This is a genomic window from Enterobacter sp. SECR19-1250 (assembly GCF_013391025.1).
In the GTDB taxonomy this organism is placed as follows: Bacteria; Pseudomonadota; Gammaproteobacteria; order Enterobacterales; family Enterobacteriaceae; genus Enterobacter; species Enterobacter cloacae.
Genome location: NZ_JACASJ010000005.1, coordinates 1 through 23,448, shown reverse-complemented (window position 1 = coordinate 23,448; position 23,448 = coordinate 1). Strand labels below are relative to the sequence as shown.

At 54.2% G+C, this 23,448-nt stretch carries 25 protein-coding genes; 14 read left to right on the top strand and 11 right to left on the bottom strand.

Annotated features, from left to right (window positions below; translation table 11 throughout):
- Positions 1-140 precede the first annotated feature (140 nt).
- Both HX884_RS02365 and ptrB read left to right on the top strand, forming a co-directional pair.
- Entirely contained in the window at positions 141-791 is a 651-nt protein-coding gene (locus HX884_RS02365; protein WP_057071813.1) for a tellurite resistance TerB family protein, read from the top strand.
- Between the two features lie 85 nt (positions 792-876).
- Positions 877-2,937 (top strand): oligopeptidase B, encoded by a 2,061-nt coding sequence (gene ptrB / locus HX884_RS02360; RefSeq protein ID WP_020690816.1) that lies wholly within the window; start codon positions 877-879, stop codon positions 2,935-2,937.
- Here ptrB and exoX read toward each other — a convergent pair.
- The 3 genes from exoX to HX884_RS02345 all read right to left on the bottom strand — a co-directional run bounded on the left by exoX (position 2,934) and on the right by HX884_RS02345 (position 4,610).
- Entirely contained in the window at positions 2,934-3,596 is a 663-nt protein-coding gene (exoX, locus tag HX884_RS02355) for an exodeoxyribonuclease X (protein WP_013096100.1), read from the bottom strand. The two genes, ptrB and exoX, sit on opposite strands and share 4 nt — an antisense overlap.
- A gap of 23 nt (positions 3,597-3,619) precedes the next feature.
- Entirely contained in the window at positions 3,620-4,270 is a 651-nt protein-coding gene (locus HX884_RS02350) for a carbon-nitrogen hydrolase family protein (protein ID WP_038419917.1), read from the bottom strand.
- Between the two features lie 109 nt (positions 4,271-4,379).
- Positions 4,380-4,610: a DNA polymerase III subunit theta gene (locus tag HX884_RS02345; protein ID WP_013096102.1), complete on the bottom strand. Its 231-nt coding sequence runs from the start codon at positions 4,608-4,610 to the stop codon at positions 4,380-4,382.
- Between the two features lie 137 nt (positions 4,611-4,747).
- On the opposite strand from HX884_RS02345, the gene yobA reads away from it, so the two are divergent.
- From yobA to HX884_RS02330, 3 genes are read left to right on the top strand one after another with little or no spacing between them, the layout of a single operon-like run.
- A complete protein-coding gene (gene yobA, locus HX884_RS02340; protein WP_178327596.1) occupies positions 4,748-5,119 on the top strand; it encodes a CopC domain-containing protein YobA in 372 nt (123 codons plus the stop codon).
- Between the two features lies 1 nt (position 5,120).
- Positions 5,121-5,990: a copper homeostasis membrane protein CopD gene (gene copD / locus HX884_RS02335; protein WP_130626250.1), complete on the top strand. Its 870-nt coding sequence runs from the start codon at positions 5,121-5,123 to the stop codon at positions 5,988-5,990.
- 16 nt (positions 5,991-6,006) lie between these two features.
- Positions 6,007-6,345, top strand: coding sequence for a YebY family protein (locus tag HX884_RS02330; RefSeq protein ID WP_013096105.1), 339 nt, complete (start codon positions 6,007-6,009; stop codon positions 6,343-6,345).
- A gap of 406 nt (positions 6,346-6,751) precedes the next feature.
- Here the strand turns inward: HX884_RS02330 and HX884_RS02325 are convergent, their stop codons facing one another.
- Positions 6,752-7,693 (bottom strand): VirK/YbjX family protein, encoded by a 942-nt coding sequence (locus HX884_RS02325; protein WP_178327595.1) that lies wholly within the window; start codon positions 7,691-7,693, stop codon positions 6,752-6,754.
- A 166-nt stretch (positions 7,694-7,859) separates the two neighbouring features.
- Between HX884_RS02325 and pphA the strand changes: the two genes are divergently transcribed.
- The gene (pphA, locus tag HX884_RS02320; RefSeq protein WP_178327594.1) at positions 7,860-8,504 is read left to right on the top strand and encodes a protein-serine/threonine phosphatase; all 645 of its coding nucleotides are present in this window, start codon (positions 7,860-7,862) and stop codon (positions 8,502-8,504) included.
- A gap of 33 nt (positions 8,505-8,537) precedes the next feature.
- On the opposite strand, the gene HX884_RS02315 is transcribed toward pphA, so the two are convergent.
- From HX884_RS02315 to yebS, 4 genes are all read right to left on the bottom strand, one after another.
- Positions 8,538-8,777, bottom strand: a complete 240-nt coding sequence (locus HX884_RS02315; protein ID WP_013096113.1) for a YebV family protein — start codon at positions 8,775-8,777, stop codon at positions 8,538-8,540.
- A 105-nt stretch (positions 8,778-8,882) separates the two neighbouring features.
- A complete protein-coding gene (gene rsmF, locus HX884_RS02310; protein WP_029882304.1) occupies positions 8,883-10,325 on the bottom strand; it encodes a 16S rRNA (cytosine(1407)-C(5))-methyltransferase RsmF in 1,443 nt (480 codons plus the stop codon).
- A gap of 76 nt (positions 10,326-10,401) precedes the next feature.
- Positions 10,402-13,035, bottom strand: a complete 2,634-nt coding sequence (locus HX884_RS02305; RefSeq protein WP_038419908.1) for a PqiB family protein — start codon at positions 13,033-13,035, stop codon at positions 10,402-10,404.
- Positions 13,004-14,287 carry a membrane integrity lipid transport subunit YebS gene (yebS, locus tag HX884_RS02300; protein WP_038984489.1) on the bottom strand — a complete coding sequence of 428 codons (1,284 nt, stop codon included), beginning with the start codon at positions 14,285-14,287 and terminating at the stop codon, positions 13,004-13,006. Before yebS ends, HX884_RS02305 begins: the two co-directional genes overlap by 32 nt.
- A gap of 132 nt (positions 14,288-14,419) precedes the next feature.
- Here yebS and HX884_RS02295 point away from each other — a divergent pair, with 132 nt between their 5' ends.
- From HX884_RS02295 to htpX, 4 genes are all read left to right on the top strand, one after another.
- Positions 14,420-14,917, top strand: a complete 498-nt coding sequence (locus HX884_RS02295) for a GAF domain-containing protein (protein WP_013096117.1) — start codon at positions 14,420-14,422, stop codon at positions 14,915-14,917.
- Positions 14,918-15,013: 96 nt separating this feature from the next.
- Positions 15,014-15,700: an RNA chaperone ProQ gene (gene proQ / locus HX884_RS02290; protein WP_020690828.1), complete on the top strand. Its 687-nt coding sequence runs from the start codon at positions 15,014-15,016 to the stop codon at positions 15,698-15,700.
- Between the two features lie 19 nt (positions 15,701-15,719).
- Positions 15,720-17,768, top strand: coding sequence for a carboxy terminal-processing peptidase (gene prc / locus HX884_RS02285; RefSeq protein ID WP_178327593.1), 2,049 nt, complete (start codon positions 15,720-15,722; stop codon positions 17,766-17,768).
- A 192-nt stretch (positions 17,769-17,960) separates the two neighbouring features.
- The gene (gene htpX, locus HX884_RS02280; protein WP_178327592.1) at positions 17,961-18,842 is read left to right on the top strand and encodes a protease HtpX; all 882 of its coding nucleotides are present in this window, start codon (positions 17,961-17,963) and stop codon (positions 18,840-18,842) included.
- Positions 18,843-18,892: 50 nt separating this feature from the next.
- Here htpX and HX884_RS02275 read toward each other — a convergent pair whose 3' ends face one another.
- On the bottom strand, positions 18,893-20,266 hold the full coding sequence (locus HX884_RS02275; RefSeq protein WP_013096121.1) for an MFS transporter: 1,374 nt from the start codon (positions 20,264-20,266) through the stop codon (positions 18,893-18,895).
- 178 nt (positions 20,267-20,444) lie between these two features.
- Between HX884_RS02275 and kdgR the strand changes: the two genes are divergently transcribed.
- A complete protein-coding gene (kdgR, locus tag HX884_RS02270; protein WP_013096122.1) occupies positions 20,445-21,236 on the top strand; it encodes a DNA-binding transcriptional regulator KdgR in 792 nt (263 codons plus the stop codon).
- 66 nt (positions 21,237-21,302) lie between these two features.
- On the opposite strand, the gene HX884_RS02265 is transcribed toward kdgR, so the two are convergent.
- Positions 21,303-21,542: a YobH family protein gene (locus tag HX884_RS02265; protein ID WP_013096123.1), complete on the bottom strand. Its 240-nt coding sequence runs from the start codon at positions 21,540-21,542 to the stop codon at positions 21,303-21,305.
- A 159-nt stretch (positions 21,543-21,701) separates the two neighbouring features.
- Between HX884_RS02265 and mgrB the strand changes: the two genes are divergently transcribed.
- The 3 genes from mgrB (at position 21,702) to HX884_RS02250 (ending at position 23,223) form a co-directional block, all read left to right on the top strand.
- Entirely contained in the window at positions 21,702-21,845 is a 144-nt protein-coding gene (mgrB, locus tag HX884_RS02260) for a PhoP/PhoQ regulator MgrB (protein WP_013096124.1), read from the top strand.
- Between the two features lie 74 nt (positions 21,846-21,919).
- Entirely contained in the window at positions 21,920-22,210 is a 291-nt protein-coding gene (locus tag HX884_RS02255; RefSeq protein WP_023620462.1) for a YebO family protein, read from the top strand.
- A gap of 23 nt (positions 22,211-22,233) precedes the next feature.
- The gene (locus HX884_RS02250; protein ID WP_013096126.1) at positions 22,234-23,223 is read left to right on the top strand and encodes an MBL fold metallo-hydrolase; all 990 of its coding nucleotides are present in this window, start codon (positions 22,234-22,236) and stop codon (positions 23,221-23,223) included.
- A 166-nt stretch (positions 23,224-23,389) separates the two neighbouring features.
- Here the strand turns inward: HX884_RS02250 and HX884_RS27595 are convergent, their stop codons facing one another.
- Complete coding sequence (locus HX884_RS27595; protein ID WP_003032489.1) at positions 23,390-23,446, bottom strand: IS1 family transposase; 57 nt, start codon at positions 23,444-23,446, stop codon at positions 23,390-23,392.
- Positions 23,447-23,448: the final 2 nt, after the last annotated feature.

The window sequence follows — 23,448 nt, the reverse complement described above, 5'->3', positions numbered from 1 at the left end:
ATAAACGAAAACGTTTGCATGTGTCTTGATCGGGGCCCGTGCGCGGGGAAGAAATTTGCGCTTCTTTAGCCCCGCCAGACATTTCCTGACGCCTGCTCGCTTACGCTGTGGAACATGTACACCGTTAAGTGAGGGAAACCATGTCTGGCTGGTTAAATCAATTGCAATCACTGTTAGGGCAGAAAACATCGCCATCCGGCGAGCAGGGGCTAAGCAAACTGCTGGTCCCCGGGGCGCTCGGCGGGCTGGCGGGCCTGCTGGTGGCGAATAAATCCTCGCGCAAGTTGCTGGCAAAATATGGCACTGGCGCGTTACTGGCCGGTGGCGGAGCCATTGCGGGCACGGTTCTGTGGAACAAATACAAGGACAGAGTACGAACCGCACATAGCGATGAACCCGATTATGGTCAGCACACGTCACCGTTGGATCTGCGCACTGAACGGCTGATCCTTGCGCTGGTTTTTGCCGCGAAAAGTGACGGGCATATCGACGATAAAGAACGGTCGGCGATTGAGCAGCAGCTGCGGGAGGCCGGTGTGGAAGAGCAGGGCAGAACGCTGGTGGCCCAGGCCATCGAACAGCCGCTGGATCCGCAGCGCCTTGCGCAAAGCGTAAAGAATGAGGAGGAGGCGCTTGAACTCTATTTCTTAAGCTGTGCCGCCATTGATATTGACCACTTTATGGAGCGCAGCTACCTCAATGCCCTCGGCGACGCGTTGAAGATCCCTCAGGACGTGCGCGACGGCATTGAGAAGGATATCAGGGAGCAAAAACAGGCGTTAGCGGGTTAACTGTCACCGTCGCGGTCATGTTTCGCTTGCATCATGCGCGTGTTTTGCCAACCTTATAGGGTGTAAAACTCAAAAGAAACATGACATGCCACCAAAAGCCCGACGTACTCCTTATGCGATCACCACGCATGGCGATACGCGCATTGACAATTATTACTGGCTCCGGGACGATTCGCGTTCCCGGCCAGAGGTGCTCGACTATTTGCACGCGGAAAATGACTATGGCCGCAAGGTCATGGCCAGCCAGCAGGCGCTTCAGGATCAGTTGCTGAATGAAATGGTGCAGCGTATTCCCCAGCGCGATGTCTCCGCACCCTGGACCAAAAACGGCTATCGTTATCGCCATATCTACGAGCCCGGTAACGAATATCCCATCTACCAGCGTCAGTCGGTGTTAAGCGCCGAGTGGGATGAATGGGATATTTTGCTGGATGCCAACCAGCGTGCTGCCCACAGCGAGTTTTATACGCTGGGCGGCATGTCGGTCTCGCCCGATAACGCCATTATGGCGCTGGCGGAAGATTACCTCTCCCGGCGTCAGTACGGCCTGCGTTTTCGCAATCTGGAAACCGGTAACTGGTACCCGGAGATGATTGCGAACGTTTCGCCGGATTTTGTCTGGGCGAATGATTCTGAAACCGTCTACTACGTGAAGAAACATGCCTCCACGCTGCTGCCTTATCAGGTATGGCGTCATACCGTCGGCACCAGTGCGGATGATGACGAGCTGGTCTACGAAGAGAAAGATGAAACGTTCTATGTCAGTCTGCATAAAACGTCGTCACGCCACTATGTGATTATCTTCCTCGCCAGCGCAACCACCTCTGAAGTTCTGCTCCTTGATGCCGAGCTGCCTGATGCGCAGCCGCTCTGCTTCCTGCCGCGTCGTAAAGATCATGAGTACAGCCTGGATCACTTCCAGCACAGCTTTTACCTGCGCTCTAACCGCGAGGGCAAAAACTTTGGCCTCTATAAAACCAAAGTACGCGATGAACGAAAATGGGAAGTGCTCATTCCTGCGCGGGAACAGGTGATGCTCGAAGGATTTACCCTCTTTACCGACTGGCTGGTGGTGGAAGAGCGCCAGCGGGGGCTGACCAGCCTGCGGCAAATTAACCGCAAAACGCGGGAGGTCATCGGGATTGCGTTTGACGATCCGGCCTATGTTACGTGGATTGGGTTTAATCCCGAGCCGGAATCGTCCCGCTTGCGCTATGGCTACTCGTCAATGACCACGCCGGATACGCTGTTTGAACTGGACATGGAGACCGGCCAACGTCAGGTGCTTAAGCAGTCTGAGGTAAAAGGGTTTGATTCCGATAACTACCGAAGCGAACACCTGTGGGTCACCGCCCGGGATGGCGTTGAGGTGCCCGTCTCGCTCGTCTATCACAAGGCGCATTTCCAGAAAGGGAAAAACCCGATCCTGGTCTACGGGTATGGATCCTACGGCTCAAGCATGGATGCCGATTTCAGCAGCAGCAGATTAAGCCTGCTCGATCGTGGCTTTGTTTTCGCCATCGCCCACGTGCGCGGTGGTGGCGAGCTGGGCCAGCACTGGTACGAAGACGGGAAATTCCTGAAGAAGAAAAACACCTTTAACGACTACCTCGACGTCTGCGATGCGCTAATAGAACAGGGTTATGGCGATCCGCAGCTCTGCTTTGGCATGGGCGGCAGTGCGGGAGGGCTGCTGATGGGGGCGGCCATTAACCAGCGTCCTGACCGCTTCAAAGGGGTCATCGCGCAGGTTCCGTTTGTCGACGTGGTGACCACGATGCTGGATGAGTCTATTCCGCTGACGACCGGTGAGTTTGAAGAGTGGGGGAATCCTCAGGACGAGATCTATTACCGCTACATGAAAGAGTACAGCCCGTACGATAACGTGGAAGCTAAAGCCTATCCGCACATGCTGGTGACCACCGGTCTGCACGATTCACAGGTGCAATACTGGGAGCCCGCAAAATGGGTGGCGAAGCTGCGGGAGCTGAAAACCGATAATAACCTGCTGCTACTCTGTACCGACATGGACTCCGGACACGGCGGGAAATCGGGACGATTCAAATCGTATGAAGGGGTCGCGCTGGAGTATGCCTTTTTGATTGGCCTGGCACAGGAAACGCTGCCAGGCCGTGCAGGAAGTTAAGCTTCACCCAGATAGTGCTTGAGCGTTAAGCGAAGCTCCGGGCTCATTTTGTCGAGGTTGTTATACAGCCAGCGCAGGTAGCCCGGATCTTTATCGGCGATATCGGACACCGCTTTGCCGCGGTATTTGCCAAAGGTGAAGGTGGTCAGCAGCGCCGGTCTCCCGGTGATCGTCGCCATATCATCCGGCGTCCAGCCAGAGGTATTCATAATATCTATGAGTAGCGCCGCGGTGATATAGCAGTCGTACAGGGCGCGGTGATGATGCAGCCCCTCGGGCGTTCTGACGCTGAGCTTACGCGATTTATACAGCGCCATATTGCTGTATTTGATCCCCGGCCACAGACGACGCGCCAGCTTCATGGTGCAAATCCATTCGCCGGGCATCTCGGGCAGTACCCGGCGGTCAAAGCTGGCGTTGTGCGCGACATACCACGGGCTACCGTAATAGTGCGGAATGACCTCTTCAATCCAGGGTTTATCCGCCACCATCGATTCTGTAATGCGATGAATGGCCATCGCCTGTGGGCTAATCGGGCGGTCGGGACGCACCAGATGGCTCATGGGATTGACGATTTTTCCGTCAATGACGTCAACAGACGCCACTTCCACTATTCCGCCCTGAAGATCGCAAGTTTCGGTATCGATGACGCGCAGCATTGAACGCTCCTGAGCTAAAACGCTTAGCCTAAAGGAATGATATCGCCTTGCCAACCCTGTCGGCCCAGAGATCCGGTCAATAATAGTTCGCCCTTATCCGCACGGACAATCAGCTGGCCTTTTTCATCCCACAGCGCGCTACCGCCACGGGCGTTCGCCATTAACACGGCAATGGCATACCTGTGCGCGAAGCGCTGCAACGTGTTGATGGACTGGCGCCAGCGGGTATCGCCCACCGACTGACAGCTGGTAAACAGCGTCGCCTGCGGATCCAGATTGGGGGAATCGGCATGCGTATCAACAATCGTCAGCTGTTTATCACCCGGCACCAGGCTGGCTCCACTTCCCTGGGGGTAGCGCAGGATGCTGTGCCGGGACGGCGAAAACAGGGCGAGGCCCTTAACGCGCTGACCATTCAGATCAAGGGGCAGACCGGCAATGATGGTGATCCGGTAACGCTTTGCGGCGGCGAGCAAAGGGGCCAACTGTGCGTCATCGGGTGGGGGAGGTAGGTCCGTCCTTCCCGATCCTGTTAACGAGAGTTCAGGAAAGACCAGGAGATCGCACCGCTGTTGTGCCGCTTCCGCAACGAAACGGAGATGGTGCGCTACGTGGTCATTTACACTGTGATGCTGCCCGGCATACTGGGCGGCGGCAATATTCCATTGTGACATCGTGACTTCCTTATACACAGAGTCGCAGGATTTAAGAATACACCTAAACTAATCAGGGTTTTCTTATCCTGGCATATTCCGCGTAAGGAAGTGTAACGAGTCGTTAAGCTTATTTAACTTTAGGTTCGTACGGCAAACGAGAGAGATTGACCGACGCGAGTCGGTGCGCAATCAAACGTTCGCGGAACCAGTCACGCAGATGGGCGGGTTGTTCACGTTCCACCACCTCAGCCACGATTGGCATGTTGTAACGCTCTTTAAACGCGACACCTGCGGCAGCGAGATCGACATTCACTTTATCCATCTCGTCCTGAGGAAGGGCAGCCAGATTGATCTTCATTACCTTCTCCTTTTTATGCGGCGGCAACGTTACCGCGATTGCACGATGATGACAAGCGGAGGTGGGATGATCCTCGACTCGATTATTATACAGCGTTATTCTTTAGCATATAGGCATAACAAAAAGGAATGATTGCGATGGGTTTATCCGTTTCCCGCGCGGTATGCGCGCTGGCTTTTCTCTTCTCTTCCGTTACAGCGACCCCGGTGCTGGCGCATGCGCACCTCCAGCTGCAAATCCCGGCAGCCGATAGCCAGGTAGCAGCTCCTCAGGCGCTTACCCTGAATTTTTCCGAAGGCATTGAACCCGGATTCAGCGGTGTCGTGGTGAAGGATGCACAGGGGAACGTGGTTAAAACCGGTGATATACAGCGTGACGAGCAGAATAAGGCCCAGTTCCATGTTCCGCTGGAGCAGACGCTGGTGACCGGCACGTACCGGGTTGACTGGCATGTGGTCTCGGTAGATGGTCACAAAACCAAAGGCAGCTATCGCTTCAGCGTGAAATAATATGCTGGCCTTCATCTATGTGGGGTTGCGCTTTATCCATTTCGGCGCGCTGATGCTGATTTTTGGTAATGCGCTGTATAGCGTCTGGTTCGCGCCGTCTTCTTTGTACCGTCTGATGTCCTGTCGTTTTCAGGCGCAGCAACAGATTGCGGCGCTGGTCAGTCTGACGTCAGCCATGCTGATGTTCATGATCCAGGCGGGGCTCATGGGCAACGGCTGGGGAGACGTGTTTAACCCGAACGTCTGGCAGAGCGTGCTGGCAACGCAGTTTGGTAGCGTGTGGCTGTGGCAAATTATCCTGGGTGCAATTGCGGCCTGTGTCGCCTGGCTTGCGCCCCAGAAAGGATCGCGACTCTTGCTGCTCGCCATGGGGCAATTTGTCCTGCTGGCAGGCGTAGGGCATGCTGCAATGAACGACGGTGCAGCGGGGGCGTTGCAGCGTATCAATCACGCTCTACATCTGCTCTGTGCCGCCACCTGGGTTGGCGGCCTCCTGCCGCTGCTGTATTGCATGCATCTGGCGAAAGGGCGCTGGCGGGTTGCGGCAATTTATACCATGATGCGCTTCTCTCGCGTGGGGCATTATGCCGTAGCGGGGGTAGTGCTTACCGGCGCGATCAATGGGCTCTTTATTCTGGGCATTACGCTGCCCTGGCAGACGGGCTACGTGCAACTTTTGTTGTTCAAATGTGCGCTGGTGGCATTGATGGTGGTAATTGCGCTGGTGAATCGGTATTTTCTGGTGCCACGGTTTGGTGCCCACATCGGGCGCGAACAACAGATTTTTATCAGAATGACACAGGCAGAGGTGGTGCTGGGGGCGTTGGTGCTGGCAACGGTCAGCCTGTTCGCGACCTGGGAACCCTTTTGACAAGGTTAAAAAGCATATGAAAAAGACAGTACTTTCTCTCTTATTGTTGGCCTGCACGGGTAGCGCGCTGGCGGCACCGCAGGTTATCACCGTCAGCCGTTTTGAAGTGGGTAAGGATAAATGGGCGTTCAATCGTGAAGAGGTGATGCTGACCTGCCGTCCGGGTCATGCGCTGTATGCCATCAACCCAAGCACGCTGGTGCAATACCCGTTAAACGACGCGGCCGAACAGCAGGTCGCCAGCGGTAAGAGCAGCGGACAGCCCATCAGCGTTATCCAGATAGACGACCCGTCCAGCCCGGGGCAGAAAATGAGCCTGGCGCCGTTTATCGAACGCGCTGACAAGCTCTGCTAGCTTTCGGTTTCCAGTAAAAAAAACCGCAGTGGCTTGCGAAAGCACTGCGGTTTTTCATATTTATTGATGTTTTGACGCTTTTTTTCCGGCCGCTTTAGCTGTGGACTGGAAAACCTGGCGTCGTCATCTATTCTTAAAAGGCAAGGCGACTTAGCCTGCATTAATGCCAACTTTTAGCGCACGGCTCTCTCCCAAGAGCCATTTCCCTGGACCGAATACAGGAATCGTATTCGGTCTCTTTTTATCTGATTGAAAGTAACGACAAAATCCACTTATCGACTCTCTCAGAAGGGACACTTCCAGTGAACCGCCTTCAACCATACCACACTACGGCAGGCGGAAGTCCAGCCCTTTTTGACGGTTTTGTTAAATTTTTGTATGTGGTTGGCAAAAGCAAGACGCAGGGTTAAAAGCGGGCGTTAATGGCCGTTTTAATTTCATCAAGCAGCTCAAAGCGGCGGCGATATTCTGCCCGTTTCTTACTGGCAATCTCGTCCAGGGATTTACGCGCCATCTCAAGTGGCAACTGCCAGCAGAAGGTCGAGCGTTTCTTACCGTCCAGGGTTTCCCAAAACTCATCGTAGCTGGCGTGGAAATGACGGCCTTTGCTCAGGCGATAACGCAACGCGCGGAAAACATGGCCCTCATCACTGACGGCATAAATGGCGCGGATGTTTGACTGTGCGACCAGCTGGAAAATCACTTCCATCAATACGCGTTTTGGGAACAGGCCGTGGCAGGCGCGGGTAGCCTGTTTTATCACATCGCGCGTGACGCCACGGCGAGGCCCCTGAAGACCGCCAATCACCAGTACCCGTTGTCCCGCGCTGTGCGCAACAGTGAAGGTCAGGCTTGCGAGTAAGGTATTCCCGTCATCGCGCAGCCACAGTGTGCTTTCACCTTCGCGCTCGGCTTTGTGAGCGGAGGAGGCGTTGACGGTATAGAGCACCTCATTTTTAGCCCTGAACTGCACGACAGGTTGCTCCTGAGAGCTGGTCAGCGCATGGGCGAGTAGGGGGTCTTTCAGACCATCCATCCAGTGGTAGTGGCTGACGATCGCGTCAGCACGGTCGCCGGCATTCAGGCCGCGCATCAAGTACTGGCGGTGGGTTTTACTGGGTAACGTGATTTGCGCGGCCAGCAGTCGATCAAAGTCATCCCGGCCAGAGAGTGCCTCAAGCATGCGTCGGGTAGAAGACCAGAACAGAAGCGAGCGTAACAGGAATTTCAGCCGATACTCACGCTTTTTCCAGATGGGGCCCGGAACGCATCTTCCGTTGACCAGGTCGGAAATAATATGTGTACGATGCGGATAGAGCACATCGTTATGCAGGTGAGTATTGGACACGTTGAAACCTCTCTTTTATTTAGCGCTTATTTTAAAGGCCCGATAAAAAGGGATTAATAGCGCGGGAAGGTTTATTTCCGTTTGGTTTAGCGTTTGTTTGGCTTTGTGATGCCCGGCGCTGATATTTGCATTTTCTGATGCGGCTATACTTATTCAGGGAGGCCTTATGTATCAGCGAATCGATGGTGGAAAGTGGCGTCACGTCTGGGTTGTGAGCGATATACACGGTTGCTGTCAGTGGCTGTTGGACGAACTGAAACGCCGCCGTTTTAATCCTTATGAGGATTTGCTGATCTCCGTTGGGGATTTGATTGATCGTGGCCCTGACAGCGTTAAGTGCCTGCAACTGATCAATGAAAAATGGTTTCGCGCAGTCCGCGGGAACCATGAGCAAATGGCAATCGACAGCGTGGAAAATAACGACGTTGCGCTCTGGTTGATGAATGGTGGAAGCTGGTTCTCGCAGCTTGATGATTCGCAACAGCAGCAGGCGCTGACCCTGTTAGAAGCGTGCCGACAGTTGCCGCTGATTATTGAGATAACCTGCACAAATGGCCTGAATGTTATTGCTCATGCTGACTATCCGGCAGCGGAATATCGCTGGCAGCAGCCGGTGAGCGCTGAGCGGGTGCTGTGGGATCGGGATCGGCTAATGGGGTTTATGGCAGGAAAAGGGCAGGGAATTCGCGGGGCGGATCACTTCTGGTTTGGTCATACGCCGCTGGATAAGCGATATGATTTTGACAACCTGCACTACATTGATACCGGCGCGGTATTTGACGGCTATTTCACGCTGGCGCAGTTGCAGTAATAAATAACCCGCCTTCGGGCGGGTTCTCTCTGGTCAGGCAAGACGCATGACCCAGGCATCGGTTTTACTATCGTAATGCTCGCGGTAAAGGACGGAATGTTCGCCATCAAGGATTGCCGGAACGCTGGTGTCGGCATCCCAGGCATCCAGTTGCATACACAAATCCGGGTCGGATTTGCAGGGAATACTTAACGTTCGTTCGCCCTGGGTTTCGCCGCGCAATTCTGCGTCGTCGATTTCAAAAGCGCCAATTCGCACGCTGGTTTTCGTCATAATGCTCTCCGGGTGTGTTGTCGAAATCTGGTATGACCAGTACAGCCATCCATTTTTGATCGTAGACAAGGAGAGCAAAATCGCCAGTAAAAAAGTGCGCTTTTTTTAGTCGGCGCGATCGTTACCGGTAAACAGGCGACCATCGCGCACCAGTTCGCGTGGATAGCTGTTTTTCAGACGCGAACCCACTTTCTTTGCCAGCCCCAGCGGGTATCCCTGGTACGTCACCACAACGTCATCCTGAGAAGGGGCCGTTTCCGGATACACATCGCGCCCCCGGTACCACTCTTCAGCTTCCTGATGCGTCAACGCGAAGGTGTTAGCCGTGCCGGCAAGGGCAATGACCGCCTCGTGCTGCCAGCGATAGCCCTTGTTATGCACTTCCGCCAGGCGGATCCCGATTCGGGAAAAACGAACTTTGCCGATAAGTGGTTCGATGTTCGCCGGGAAAAGCCAAATCTCTTTATCACGCTGCCAGAGGTGGAGATCGTCGTTCCAGTTCAGTCCGGCTTTGCGGGCTGCGGTGGTGACCTGCTCTGCTTCACGGCTCTTCAACGGTGTGAAGGGGAAATTACCGACCTTAAATGTTGGCGCGGGCAGTGGTGCGATGGCGGCAGTTTTACGCAGACGGGCGACAAAAAATCCTTCGCAGTCATAAATCTGCGGGAATACGTGGAGGAAACCTTCCGGGGTGATGGCGTCTTCAGCAGAGGCAAATAAGTCATTCAGTGGCAGAAACTCAACCGCATCGGGGTATTGCGCTTTCAGCCACAGGCAGACCTCTTCGTTTTCATCACGGTTTAACGTGCAGGTGGAATAAACCAGCGTACCGCCTGGACGAAGGGCATGAAACGCGCTGTCGATCAGTTCGCGCTGCGTTGAGGCAATGTCGAGGTTGCTTTCAACTGACCAGTTTTTTAGCGCATCGGGATCTTTGCGTACCACGCCTTCACCGGAGCAGGGAGCGTCCAGCAGGATGGCGTCAAACGCTTCCGGCAGGGCGGCGCCAAATACGCGTCCGTCGAAATGCGTCAGGGCAACATTCTGAATGCCGCAGCGGCTGATGTTGGCATGCAGCACCTTCACGCGGCTGGCTGAAAACTCATTGGCGAGAATGGCCCCGCGGTTAGCCATGCGGGCGGCAATCTGCGTGGTTTTTGAACCGGGGGCGGCAGCCACATCCATGACCCGTTCAGGCGCGTTGCCATCGGCAAACAGCGCAGCAACCGGCAGCATTGAGCTGGCTTCCTGAATATAAAACAGACCGCTCAAATGCTCGGCGGTACTGCCCAGCGGCAGTGACGCCTCGTCCTCCCGGTCGATCCAGAAACCCTCTTCACACCACGGAACGGGCGTGAGCTGCCAGTGGTAAGGTGATACCAGCGCAAGGAAATCCGCGACGCTGATTTTCAGCGTGTTGACGCGAATACTCCGGCGTAACGGTCGCTGACAGGCGGCGATAAAATCGTCTAACGAGAGGTGAGAAGGAAGCGCCTCGCGCATCTGCGCCAGGAATTGTTCAGGAAGATATACGGAGTTTTGAGCCACGGGCACACCACAGGGAAAAGTTCAGGTGCGCAGTGTAACATAAAGGCTCCGGCGCGTTGACACCGGAGCCCTGAGATTAACGCGGCAGGGCGGTTCCCCACTCACGCCACTCTTTAGGTTCGCTTTCGAGCAGCAGGAAGTGTTTGCCCGGCTGTGCTTTCGGCGCCAGCGGTGTACCCGGCGGCGTGGCGAAAGCAATACCGCCGCGAATAAACTGGTTGAACGTACCGGTTTTCACCACACCACCCGTCAGGCCGAAGTCCAGCGAATAGCCGGAGGCCAGCCAGAACACCGAGTTATTCCGCACCAGATGCTGGTAACGATCGCTGATGCGTAACGCCACCATCACGCGGTCGGAGAGCGTCCCGAGCGTCAGGCCGGTCACCGTTCCCACTTCAATACCGCGGAACAGAACTGGCGTGCCGATGCTAAGCGAGCCGGCTTCCGGTACTTCTACCACAATGCTCAGACCATCAAGATAGCGCGAGTCGGTGATGGTGGCTTCCTGCAGTTCAAAATCCCGACGCGCGTTGCCACGGCCAGGCTCGACGTTGATATACGGCTGCAGGATGGTGTCGAGATGCTCAACGCCCGCGGCCGAGATCTGCGGCGTCACCACGGAGAAACGCGTGCCTGAACGGGCGAACGTCTGCACATATTCTGGATAAAGCACCGCGGTGGCCTGCACTTCATTGCGGGCGGTGATCAGCGTCAGCTTCTGGATCTGTCCGATATCAATGCCCAGATAGCGGATAGGCATTCCTTCCGCCAGCTTCCCGGCATCGAAGGCGTGCAGGGTAATCTGCCCGCCAACCGCACGTGCAGCGGTTTCAGACGGGAAGAGGATACGCTTGTCACCCTTGCGCATATTGCCGCCCGCGCCGGGCAGATTATCGAAGCTGATCGCCCCGCGCAGCGCGCGCGAGAGCGGGGAGGCCTGCACGGTCAGCCCGCTACCGTTGAGCTGAACTTTTGCGCCACCTTCTGCCCAGAAGACGCTGTTCGGGGTAAGCAGTTTGCGATACTCCGGCTTGATGTGCAGTTCAATATCAAAGGCGTCTGCACGAGGGCGAACGGTGATGACTTCCCCAACTTCAAATTTGCGATACAGCACGACCGAGCCTGCCTGAACGTCCGGCAGCGTTTCCGCACTCAGCGTCAGCGTGGTGGTCGGCAGATCGCTCATGCTGTTTTCAATCGCTTTATCCAGATTGGCATACAGCGGATAGCTGTCACGAACGGGACCTTTGCTGCCCGGCAGGATGCGGATCCCGCCGTTCACCCACTCGCTCGCACTGGCTCCGAGAAATTCAACGCCGTCCAGCCCGACCTTCACGTCTACGCGGCTGTTAACCACAAATTTGCTGTCGCCATGCACCAGATTGCTGTATTGCGGATCGATTGCGGCGGAGAAGCTCACACCGTTTTCCGACAACGACCGCTCCAGCACCTGACCTACCTGTACACCGTGTAAGATCAGCGGCTGACCGGCTTCGATACCGTAACTTTCCGGCGCGTTCAGCGTTATTGTCACCACGCCGGGTTTTTGCAGCAGGGCTTTATCCGCCGGGGCAACCACAAAGGTGTTGCTGGGCTGGCCTTCGCCGGGGATCAACTCGAAGGTACTGCCTGTCAGGAGGCTGCTGATGCTGGCATCACTCAGGGACAGTTTCGGGCTGCGCATTTCGATACGCGTTTTCTCGCGCAGAAGATCCACCACGCTTGGGTCAACCGTCATCTCCCCGGTTACGGAACCGCCCGGATTGAGCGTCATTTTGGTGAGCTGACCGACCTCAAGCCCCTGATACATCAGCGGCGTAGAACCGGCTTTTAACCCTTTGGCATCGGGCAGGGCAAGTTTGACGATCACGCCACGCTGGCTGTGCGCCAGGTCGGCATACAGACCGAACGTGTCATCTGCGGCGGCAGGGCTGGAATTTTCCGGGGAGTCAAAGGCAATGGCACCATTGACCAGCGCGGCCAGACTTTCAAGCTTCACTTTCGCACCGCTGAGGCTTAGGTCAGCATCCACGCCGGAAACGTTCCAGAAACGGCTGCCTTTTTTCACCAGATTGGTAAAGCGACGCTCGATTAACACATCGATAGTCACCCCCTGCTTGTTGGGGTTGATGGCGTAATCGTACACCCGGCCCACCGGGATTTTACGGAAGTACACCAGCGAGCCGCTGTTGAGTGACCCTAAGTCCGGCGCCTGCAGGTGGATCATCAGATCCCCGTTATTGAGACGATATTTGGGCTGCGTATCAAGCGCCACAAAGTGATCCTGTGGCTCACCTTTACCCGGCATCATGCCGATATAGTTCCCGCCAACCAGCGCATCCAGACCGGACACCCCGGCCAGAGAGGCCTTTGGCGTGACCAGCCAGAACTGTGTTTCGCTGCGCAGCGCGTCCTGCATATCAGATTTGATGCTGGCCCGCACCTGAATCTTATTCAGCCCTTTTCCAAGGGAGATATCCTGGACGGTACCGACTTCCACCCCCTGGAAACGCACCGGGGTACGTCCGGCCACAATGCCGTCGGCAGACTGGAAATCAATGGTGATGGTACTTCCGCGATCTTCATAGCTCGTCCAGATAAGCCAGCCTGCAATCATCAGGGCGATGACAGGCAGCAACCAGAATGGCGAAATGCGGCGTTTTGTTTTAATTCTCGCTTCAGTCGGCGAAGCGGGGGTTTCCTGACTCATGTGCATCCCAAAGTAAGCGGCTATCCAGCCATTCCACAGCAAGAATAGTCAATATCACCGCAGAGCCGAAATAAAAAGCTGCGGGTCCCATTGTAAAAGCAAGTAGCTGGTCGCGGTTAATCAGCGACATCATCAACGAAATCACGAACAGATCCAACATCGACCAGCGGCCAATCCAGGTAACGAAGCGCAGGAGCAGGATACGGGTACGTAAGCCTTGCTCACATTTAAAGTGAATGCTGATGAGCAGGGTAAACATCACCACCACTTTGGTAAACGGCACCAGAATACTGGCGATAAACACAATTGCCGCCACGCCAATATTACTGTGCGCAAGGGAGATAATGCCCGAGAGGATGGTATCCTCCTGCCGCCCGCCATTCACGTAAATAATCGATATCGGCAACATGTTGGCAGGAAGCAGGAATATCAACGAGGCGATGAGGGCGGCCCAGCATTTTTGCAGGCTATTGTTGCGCCGCAGTCGCAAGGGAATATGGCAGCGTGGGCAGCGGCCGCGCGCATCGGGCAGCCCGGTATAGTGGCAGCCCAGACAGACCCGGAGATTCTCGTCCGGGCGCGTGGCGGGGCGCTGCGGGTAAAATCGCTCCCAGAGCTGCTCAACGTTGAGATGGATCAGCGTCAAGATACTGAGCAATACCAGACAGATAAAAGCAAAGAGGCCGACGCCCGGTTGCAGAAACGCGTAGTCCTGCACTTTTATGGAGGCCACGCCAACGCCCACCAGATAGATATCCAGCATCACCCACTCTTTGAGTTTATCGAGCATCAGCAACACCGGACGCAGGTTCATGCCGAGAATATTACCGAACCAGAGATACGCAATGGCGGCGACCAGCACCAGCGGTGCACCAACGGTGCAGAAAAGCACCATGGCTGCGGTCACCGGATCGCCCTGGCGCGTCATCTGCCAGATCCCCTGCAGCACGTTGGCATCAATGCGCACGCCGAGCAGGTAGAGCTTCAGTAGCGGCTCGCTCCAGGCAAAAGGCATCAACAGCAGCATGGTGACCGCCATGGCGGCGAGACGGGTTAATGACCAGTCCCGGCCATCACGAATTTTAGCGTCGCAGCGGGGACAAAAGGCGCTTTGGTGCGATTTCATCTTCGGCAACATAAAAAGCGTATCGCACTGGGGGCAACGCTGATAATGTGCACGAGGCAAAGCTGCGCTTACCGTATGGACAGTTATCTTTTTTGTCGGCGTGATTTTGGTTGTTTTTAAGGCCATCAGTTGCGCACAAATAGGTATTGTTGAAAGTTATAATAACTCATGAATGGATTCATCTTGAGCATGAGCGCATTTAATGCTTATTTTAATAGGCTATGCGGTAATTTTGTAAGACAACTAAGTGATTGAAGAATGAACAAAACAGAATTCTACGCGGACCTAAACCGCGATTTTAAGGCATTGATGGCGGGTGAGACCAGCTTCTTAGCCACTCTGGCAAATACTAGCGCATTGCTGTTTGAACGTCTCTCTGACGTGAACTGGGCCGGTTTTTATCTTCTGGAAGGTGAAACGCTGGTGCTGGGGCCGTTTCAGGGCAAACTGGCCTGCGTGCGCATTCCGGTCGGCCGGGGTGTCTGCGGCACGGCAGTCGCCGAGAATCAGGTACAGCGTGTGGAAGATGTGCATGCGTTTGACGGGCACATTGCCTGTGATGCCGCCAGTAATTCTGAAATCGTGCTGCCGCTGGTGGTAAAAAATCAGATTATTGGCGTTCTGGACATCGACAGTACGGTCTTCAGTCGCTTTACAATCGAGGACGAACAGGGGCTGCGCGAGCTGGTGGCGAATCTGGAAAACGTTCTTGCAGCAACCGATTATCAAAAATTCTTTGCGAGCGTCGCAGGATAATCAACGGATAACGTAGCATTTACTGATAGCGTCATTATAATGACGCCTGTTCATGCCTGCGCTTGTTGGCAACGTCCGTTGTAATCAGGAAATTTCATGGAAAATCAACCTAAGTTGAATAGCAGTAAAGAAGTTATCGCATTTCTGGCCGAGCGTTTCCCACAGTGCTTCAGCGCTGAAGGCGAAGCTCGTCCCCTGAAAGTCGGTATTTTTCAGGATCTGGTAGCACGCGTTGAGGGGGAAATGAACCTCAGCAAAACTCAGCTGCGTTCCGCCTTACGTCTTTATACTTCGAGCTGGCGTTACCTGTACGGTATCAAACCGGGTGCGACTCGCGTGGATCTTGACGGCAACCCATGTGGTGAGCTGGACGAGCAGCACGTCGAGCATGCGCGTAAGCAGCTTGAAGAAGCCAAAGCACGCGTTCAGGCACAACGTGCAGAACAGCAGGCGAAAAAACGTGAAGCCGCTGCGGCAAACGGCCAGGAAGAAGCGCCTCGCCGTGAGCGTAAACCGCGTCCTGCACCGCGTCGCACCGAAAATAACGATCGCAAACCGCGTGCTGACAAACCAGCAGCTAAAGCCCCGCGCGCGCCTCGTGAAGAGCAGCGCCACACTCCGGTTTCAGACATCAACGCCCTGAGCGTCGGTCAGGCACTGAAGGTAAAAGCGGGTAACAATGCAATGGACGCCACCGTTATGGAAATCACCAAAGATGGCGTTCGTGTACAGCTGACTTCTGGTATGTCAATGATTGTACGCGCAGAACACTTGTTGTTCTGAAACGGAGGCCAAGCCTGGCATGAACACTTTTTTTAAGCTCACCGCGCTGGCGGGCCTGTTTGCCATAACAGGCCATGCTTTCGCAGTGGACGATATTACGCGTGTTGATCAAATTCCGGTTCTCAAGGAAGAGACGCAGCACGCGACGGTGAGCGAGCGTGTGACGTCACGCTTCACCCGTTCGCACTATCGTCAGTTCGATCTCGATCAGGCCTTTTCGGCCAAAATCTTCGACCGCTATCTGAACTTGCTGGATTACAGCCATAACGTACTGCTCGCCAGCGATGTCGAGCAGTTCGCCAAACGTAAATCCGACGTCGGTGATGAGCTGCGTTCCGGCAAGCTGGATCTGTTCTACGATCTGTATAACCTGGCACAAAAGCGCCGCTTTGAACGTTATCAATATGCGCTGAAAGTGCTGGAACGTCCGATGGACTTCACCGGCAACGACACCTTTAATCTGGACCGCAGTAAAGCGCCCTGGCCGAAAGACGAAGCCGAGTTGAACGCCCTGTGGGACAGCAAAGTGAAGTACGACGAACTGAGTCTCAAGCTCACTGGCAAAGATGAGAAAGAGATCCGTGACACGCTGACGCGCCGTTACAAGTTTGCCATTCGTCGTCTGGCACAAACCAACAGCGAAGATGTTTTCTCGCTGGCAATGACTGCCTTTGCCCACGAAATCGACCCGCACACGAACTATCTCTCCCCGCGTAACACCGAACAGTTCAATACCGAAATGAGCCTGTCTCTGGAAGGTATCGGCGCGGTGCTGCAGATGGACGACGATTACACGGTGATCAACTCCATGGTTGCGGGTGGCCCGGCATCAAAAAGCAAAGCGATAAGCGTAGGCGATCGCATTGTCGGTGTAGGCCAAACCGGGCAGAACATGGTTGATGTCATCGGCTGGCGTCTGGACGATGTGGTTGTGCTGATCAAAGGTCCGAAAGGCAGCAAAGTTCGTCTTGAAATTCTGCCTGCCGGGAAAGGCACTAAAACCCGTATCGTAACCCTGACCCGCGAGCGTATTCGTCTTGAAGACCGCGCGGTGAAAATGTCGGTGAAAACCGTCGGTAAAGAGAAGGTGGGTGTACTTGATATTCCTGGCTTCTACGTAGGGCTGACCGATGACGTAAAAGTGCAGCTGCAGAAGCTTGAGAAGCAGAACGTCAGCAGCGTGATCATCGATCTGCGCAGCAACGGCGGTGGTGCACTGACAGAAGCTGTCTCTCTGTCTGGCCTGTTTATCCCGTCTGGTCCGGTCGTGCAGGTGCGCGATAACAACGGTAAAGTGCGTGAAGATGCCGACAATGATGGCGTGGTTTACTACAAGGGCCCGCTGGTGGTGCTGGTCGATCGCTTCAGTGCGTCAGCATCAGAAATCTTTGCCGCTGCAATGCAGGACTATGGTCGCGCGCTGATCGTGGGTGAGCCAACGTTCGGTAAAGGTACCGTGCAGCAGTATCGTTCTCTGAATCGTATTTACGATCAGATGCTGCGTCCGGAATGGCCTGCGCTGGGGTCTGTTCAGTACACCATTCAGAAATTCTATCGTGTGAACGGCGGCAGTACGCAGCGTAAGGGCGTGACGCCAGACATCATGATGCCGACAGGCACGGAAGAGACGGAAACCGGTGAGAAGTTTGAAGATAACGCGTTGCCGTGGGATAGCATCAATGCCGCGACTTACGTGAAAGCCGGTGATATGACCCAGTTTGGTCCGGAGCTACTGAAAGACCACAACGAACGCATCGCGAAAGATCCTGAATTCCAGTACATCATGAAGGACATTGCCCGCTTTAATGCCCTGAAAGAAAAACGGAATATTGTTTCTCTGAACTACGCTCAGCGTGAGAAAGAGAACAATGAGGATGACGCAACGCGTCTGGCGCGTATCAACGATCGCTTCAAACGTGAAGGTAAACCGTTGCTCAAGAAACTGGACGATCTGCCAAAAGATTACCAGGAGCCGGATCCGTACCTGGACGAGACGGTACATATCGCTCTTGACCTGGCGAAACTCGAAAAAGCCAGGCCCGCCGAGCAACCCGCTCCGGCAAAATAATCCCCAACAGGCACAAGAAATTGTGCCTGTTTCTTTTTGTTCTGCATCCTTCCGTCAGGCAGATTTCCAATTGTGTAAAGTTGTGTCTTTCTGGTGACTTACGCCCTTCGTATGCTTGAAAATAGCCACAATACCCATACGATGTGGGTAATCGCATAGTGCGTTTTGTTAAACTGAGGTTAAAAGAAAATTATGATGCGAATCGCGCTCTTCCTGCTCACCAACCTGGCGGTAATGGTGGTATTCGGGCTGGTGCTAAGCCTGACAGGAATTCAGTCGAGTAGCGTTCAGGGTCTGTTGATTATGGCGCTGCTGTTTGGTTTTGGTGGCTCTTTTATTTCACTGCTGATCTCGAAGTGGATGGCGCTGAAATCGGTAGGTGGTGAGGTCATTGAACAGCCGCGCAACGATATGGAGCAGTGGCTGATGAATACGGTGGCGCAGCAAGCTAAGCAGGCGGGGATCGCCATGCCGCAGGTTGCCATTTACCATGCGCCGGACATCAATGCCTTTGCTACGGGTGCCCGTCGCGATGCCTCGCTGGTTGCCGTAAGTACCGGGCTGCTGCAGAACATGAGCCGTGACGAAGCCGAAGCGGTTATCGCGCACGAAATCAGCCATATTGCGAACGGTGACATGGTAACCATGACGCTGATTCAGGGCGTGGTGAACACCTTTGTGATCTTTATTTCCCGTATTCTGGCGCAGATCGCCGCTGGCTTTATGGGTGGAAACCGCGATGAAGGTGAAGAGAGCAACGGTAACCCGCTGATCTACTTCGCGGTATCAATGGTTCTGGAGCTGGTGTTCGGCATTCTGGCCAGCATCATCACCATGTGGTTCTCCCGTCACCGTGAATTCCATGCGGATGCCGGCTCTGCGAAACTGGTTGGTCGTGAGAAGATGATTGCTGCCCTGCAGCGTCTGAAAACCAGCTACGAGCCGCAGGAAGCTAACAGCATGATGGCATTCTGCATCAACGGTAAATCAAAATCGTTGAGCGAGCTGTTTATGTCTCACCCGCCGCTGGATAAACGTATTGAAGCGCTGCGCAGTGGGGAATACCTGAAGTAACGCTGAAGATGCAGTCTGAGCCGGGCGGAGGTAACTCCGCCCGGCTTTTTTTATGCCTGTACGCTTGGCTGTGTGACGCGCAGGCCGCTGACGATCGCGGCAAGGGTGGCAAGTGCGCCTGCGGTGAGGAGCGCAAGGTGATTACCATTCTGCCCGGCAAGGTTGAACATCAGGGCGACCAGTGCCGCACCGGTGCTTTGCCCCAGCAGGCGCGCGGTACCCAACATGCCACTGGCTCCTCCACTGCGGTGGCGCGGTGCGGAGGTGATAATGGTGTGGTTGTTCGGCGACTGGAACAGGCCAAAACCGGCACCGCAGAGGATCATGCGCCAGATAATATCCAGATCCGTAGGTTGCGAGGGAAGCAGCGCCAGCGCAAACAGACCCGCCGCCATGACTGCCAGCCCCAGCGCGCCCAGTAATCCGGCATGCACGCGCTCTATGAGATAACCTGCCAGCGGTGCCATCACCATCGTTGCCAGCGGCCATGGGGTCAGCAGCAGTCCAGTCTCCACTTCCGAACGTCCTATTACGCTCTGCAGGAAAAAGGGCAGAGAGACGAGGGCGAGCATCTGGGCGCAGAACGAACAGATGGAGGTGCATATTGAGAGCGAAAAAAGCGGAATACGCAGCAGATCCACCGGCAGTAACGGCACAGGCAAAGCGAGCTGGCGGCGAACAAAGAAGTAGCCAATGATCAGCAGAGCAGCAACCTCTGCAACGGTCAGCAGGAGTGATTGACCCTGCGCAAAGCCGCTCAGGGCCGTAATCAGCAGGCCAAAGGTCAGCGCATTCATCACCGCACTGGCGATATCAAAACGAGGCATGGTGCTTTTGGGGCCGTTCCCCGGCAGATAGCGCAGGGCAAAGAAAATGGCCACCATACCCAGCGGCACATTTATGGCGAACAACCATTGCCATGAGGCGACAGACAGTATAGCCGCCGCAATGGTGGGCCCGGCGGCCGAGGATACCGCCACAATAAAGGAGTTTATTCCCATTCCGCGCCCTAAATGGCGCTGAGGATAAATTAAGCGAATCAACGCGGTATTAACGCTCATCAACGCCGCGCCGCCAAAACCCTGCGCAATGCGGGCCAGCGTCAGCATATGCAGCGAATCAGAGAGGGCGCAGAACAGGGAGGTTAAGGTAAACACAGCCAGACCGCACTGATACACCCGCCGGTAGCCGAACATATCACCCAGAAACGAGAACGAGAGCAGTGAGATCACGATCGCTATCTGATAAGCGTTAACAATCCAGATTGAGCTGGCGGGTGAGGCATGCAGATCGCTGGCAATGGTGGGCAGGGCAACATTGGCAATCGCGCCGTCGAGCACGGCCATTGAAATACCGATGATAATCGTAGCGATAGCGCCATACCGCTGGGGTAAAGGCAGGCCATCGGACAGTTTTTTTTCCATGTGGGATGAATAGCTCAGTATGAAATTATTCTCAGGGTAACTATTTTAGCACTGTTACAACCGCTTTATGTCGCAGATTTGTAACGAAGTAAACGCGGATTGATTGCAGCAGGCATGACGGGAATTTATAATAAAAACCGGTTCTGATTTTTATAAAACACTCTCTATGAGGTGATGAATGGCAATTGCAGATTTGGATAAACAACCCGATTCTGTTTCTTCCGTGCTGAAGGTGTTTGGCATCCTGCAGGCGCTCGGAGAAGAGCGTGAAATTGGTATTACAGAATTGTCGCAGCGTGTGATGATGTCGAAAAGCACCGTTTATCGCTTTTTGCAAACCATGAAGTCACTGGGGTATGTCGCGCAGGAAGGCGAGTCTGAAAAATATTCTCTGACGCTGAAACTGTTCGAATTAGGTGCCCGTGCGCTGCAAAACGTTGACCTGGTGCGTAGTGCAGATATCCAGATGCGTGAGCTCTCTCGTCTGACCAAAGAAACCATTCACCTGGGTGCTCTGGATGAAGACAGCATTGTTTACATCCATAAAATTGACTCTATGTATAACCTGCGCATGTACTCTCGCATCGGGCGTCGCAATCCGTTATACAGCACGGCTATCGGCAAAGTTCTGCTGGCCTGGCGCGACCGTGAAGAAGTGAAGCAGATTCTGGATGGGGTGGAGTACAAACGCAGTACCCAGCGTACCATCACCAGCACGGACGAACTGCTGACGGTGCTTGATAAGGTACGTGAGCAGGGCTATGGCGAAGATAACGAAGAGCAGGAAGAAGGGCTGCGCTGCATTGGTGTGCCGGTATTTGACCGCTTTGGTGTGGTGATTGCGGGTCTGAGTATCTCCTTCCCGACGCTGCGCTTCTCAGAAGAGCGTCTGCATGAGTATGTTGCTATTCTTCATACCGCCGCGCGTAAGATTTCTGAGCAGATGGGCTATAACGCGTATCCGTTTTAACCCCTCTCAGCATAAAAAAACGCCGCAGACATTGCGGCGTTTTTTATCGGTCGTAAAAAAGGGTAATTAACCGTTATCAATGACGACAGAAGTTTTACGCAGAACCGGGCAGTTGGTTAACCCGATGATCCCGCTATCAGAATGCAGGTACTGGGCGGTGCTCATTCCCTGGGCAGTCAGGTATTTACACTGGATACCTAATCCAGCTGCGTTTTCGGTGCTCCCCACAAGCACGCCATATCCGGTTAATAAAAGGCCAATCCATACTACGGCCAGTGCAATAATTGTTCGAATGATTAAATGCATCATTGCCTCTTTATCTTTGTTGTCATGCCTCAAGACTAAACGGTTTACTCTATGAAACAAGTGCATGATTCTGAAAAGGGCTTACAGGCGTTACAGTTAGTCCTTGTTTAAGATAACCGTGATAACCTGTATGCAACAGGTGTTAAGACGGAGTGTGGAGTGAAAAAAATACGCTGGGTAATTCTGGTTATCGTGCTGATTGCATGCGTGGTGTTGTGGACGCAGACGATCAATGTGATGTGCGATCAGGATGTACAGTTTTTTAGCGGCGTTTGCGCAATCAATAAGTTTATTCCGTGGTAACAGGCATTTTTTCTTAAGGTGATTTCCTTCCTTCGCGCCAGTGGTAAAATGCGTGTTTTTATTGAGGTGGTGAAATGGGTGAGTTACTGAATTCAGGGCTGCTGAATATGGCATCCCTGATGGTTTCTGTCGTTGTTTTGCTGGTGGGACTTGTCATCTGGTTTTTCGTGAACCGTGCGAGCTCCCGGACGAACGAGCAGATCGAACTGCTGGAAGCGCTGCTCGATCAGCAAAAGCGTCAGAATGCGCTGTTACGCCGTCTGTGTGAGGCTAACGAACCGGAAGAGAAAGAGACGGCGAAAGAGGCTGCTGCGGAAGAGAGCGACGACAAAGACGACTTTATCCGTCTGGTGGCAGAGCGTTAATCTTTCTGACCTGGGAGGTGGTTGTGGTCTGGAAAAATCCCTGGTATGACGCCTCCCTGAAGCATCACACACCGAACGGTTTTCAGAATACCTGTCCCGTTGGGCATCAGCCCGGCGACCTTGAGCGCTGGCGTAAAGCGCGTAAAGAAGCCGGTTTGCCCAAACCTCCTGCGCTCGGTTATGACGACTTTATCCGCCAGTGGTGGCAGCCCGTGTCGCTTAATCAACCTCATGAAGATGGGGTATGGTGGCTGGGGCATGCGAGTATGCTGCTGCAAATGGACGGCAATACTCTTCTCACCGACCCGGTGTTTTCCCGACGCGCCTCTCCCGTACCGTTCCTGGGGCCCCTGCGCAGAACGCCTCCCGCTCTCTCTGTGGAACAACTCACGCAGCTTGATGCAGTGGTTATCTCTCACAATCATTACGATCACCTTGATGACGCGACCATTCGCCGTATCCTGAAGCGCTTTCCCGACGTCAGTTTCTTCGTGCCGTTAGGACTTGCACAGTGGTTTCGCCGCCGGGGAGCAAGGCGCATCGTTGAACTCGACTGGTGGCAGAGTATCACCTGGCAGGGGATAACCCTGACCGCCGTACCGGCACAGCACTGGAGCATGCGAACATTCTGGAACCGCAATCGCTCTCTGTGGTGTGGCTGGGTCTTTGAGGGGCGACACCGCCGTTTCTGGTTTAGCGGCGATACGGGTTACTCTCCGGAGCTGCTTTTGATCCCGGAACGATTGGGCAAAATCGACGCCGCCGCGTTGCCCATTGGCGCCTATGCACCAAGATGGTTCATGGCGGTACACCATATGGATCCGCAATCTGCCGTCGCATTGTGGCAGCAGCTGGGAAGTCCCTTAGCTTTTCCCATTCACTGGGGCGTGTTTGAACTGGCGGATGAATCACTTGATGAACCAGTCAGAGAGTTAACTGACGCGCTTGTTAATTTAGCACCGGTTAATAATTCCTTCAGGATACTGAAAATTGGTGAATATTTATCCTTGTAAGCGAAGCGATGATTTGTTGCATATATTCTACTATTGAAGCCACTATCTAATGTTTTATTTTTATCGAAACGTTTTGCTTGCCTTCTTTTGAGGCAGAGTCATAAAAATTTCATTATTTTGGTGCATAACGTTTTTATTATCTGGTGATTTTGGTAATGACTCCAACTTATTGATAGTGTTTTATGTTCAGATAATGCCCGATGACTTTGTCATGCAGCTCCACCG

Coding starts and splice junctions, on each gene's coding strand:
- HX884_RS02365 (WP_057071813.1), top strand. CDS start 141: ATGTCTGGCTGGTTAAATCAATTGCAATCACTGTTAGGGCAGAAAACA.
- ptrB (WP_020690816.1), top strand. CDS start 877: ATGCCACCAAAAGCCCGACGTACTCCTTATGCGATCACCACGCATGGC.
- exoX (WP_013096100.1), bottom strand. CDS start 3,596: ATGCTGCGCGTCATCGATACCGAAACTTGCGATCTTCAGGGCGGAATA.
- HX884_RS02350 (WP_038419917.1), bottom strand. CDS start 4,270: ATGTCACAATGGAATATTGCCGCCGCCCAGTATGCCGGGCAGCATCAC.
- HX884_RS02345 (WP_013096102.1), bottom strand. CDS start 4,610: ATGAAGATCAATCTGGCTGCCCTTCCTCAGGACGAGATGGATAAAGTG.
- yobA (WP_178327596.1), top strand. CDS start 4,748: ATGGGTTTATCCGTTTCCCGCGCGGTATGCGCGCTGGCTTTTCTCTTC.
- copD (WP_130626250.1), top strand. CDS start 5,121: ATGCTGGCCTTCATCTATGTGGGGTTGCGCTTTATCCATTTCGGCGCG.
- HX884_RS02330 (WP_013096105.1), top strand. CDS start 6,007: ATGAAAAAGACAGTACTTTCTCTCTTATTGTTGGCCTGCACGGGTAGC.
- pphA (WP_178327594.1), top strand. CDS start 7,860: ATGTATCAGCGAATCGATGGTGGAAAGTGGCGTCACGTCTGGGTTGTG.
- HX884_RS02315 (WP_013096113.1), bottom strand. CDS start 8,777: ATGACGAAAACCAGCGTGCGAATTGGCGCTTTTGAAATCGACGACGCA.
- HX884_RS02305 (WP_038419908.1), bottom strand. CDS start 13,035: ATGAGTCAGGAAACCCCCGCTTCGCCGACTGAAGCGAGAATTAAAACA.
- yebS (WP_038984489.1), bottom strand. CDS start 14,287: ATGGCCTTAAAAACAACCAAAATCACGCCGACAAAAAAGATAACTGTC.
- HX884_RS02295 (WP_013096117.1), top strand. CDS start 14,420: ATGAACAAAACAGAATTCTACGCGGACCTAAACCGCGATTTTAAGGCA.
- proQ (WP_020690828.1), top strand. CDS start 15,014: ATGGAAAATCAACCTAAGTTGAATAGCAGTAAAGAAGTTATCGCATTT.
- prc (WP_178327593.1), top strand. CDS start 15,720: ATGAACACTTTTTTTAAGCTCACCGCGCTGGCGGGCCTGTTTGCCATA.
- htpX (WP_178327592.1), top strand. CDS start 17,961: ATGATGCGAATCGCGCTCTTCCTGCTCACCAACCTGGCGGTAATGGTG.
- HX884_RS02275 (WP_013096121.1), bottom strand. CDS start 20,266: ATGGAAAAAAAACTGTCCGATGGCCTGCCTTTACCCCAGCGGTATGGC.
- kdgR (WP_013096122.1), top strand. CDS start 20,445: ATGGCAATTGCAGATTTGGATAAACAACCCGATTCTGTTTCTTCCGTG.
- HX884_RS02265 (WP_013096123.1), bottom strand. CDS start 21,542: ATGCATTTAATCATTCGAACAATTATTGCACTGGCCGTAGTATGGATT.
- HX884_RS02255 (WP_023620462.1), top strand. CDS start 21,920: ATGGGTGAGTTACTGAATTCAGGGCTGCTGAATATGGCATCCCTGATG.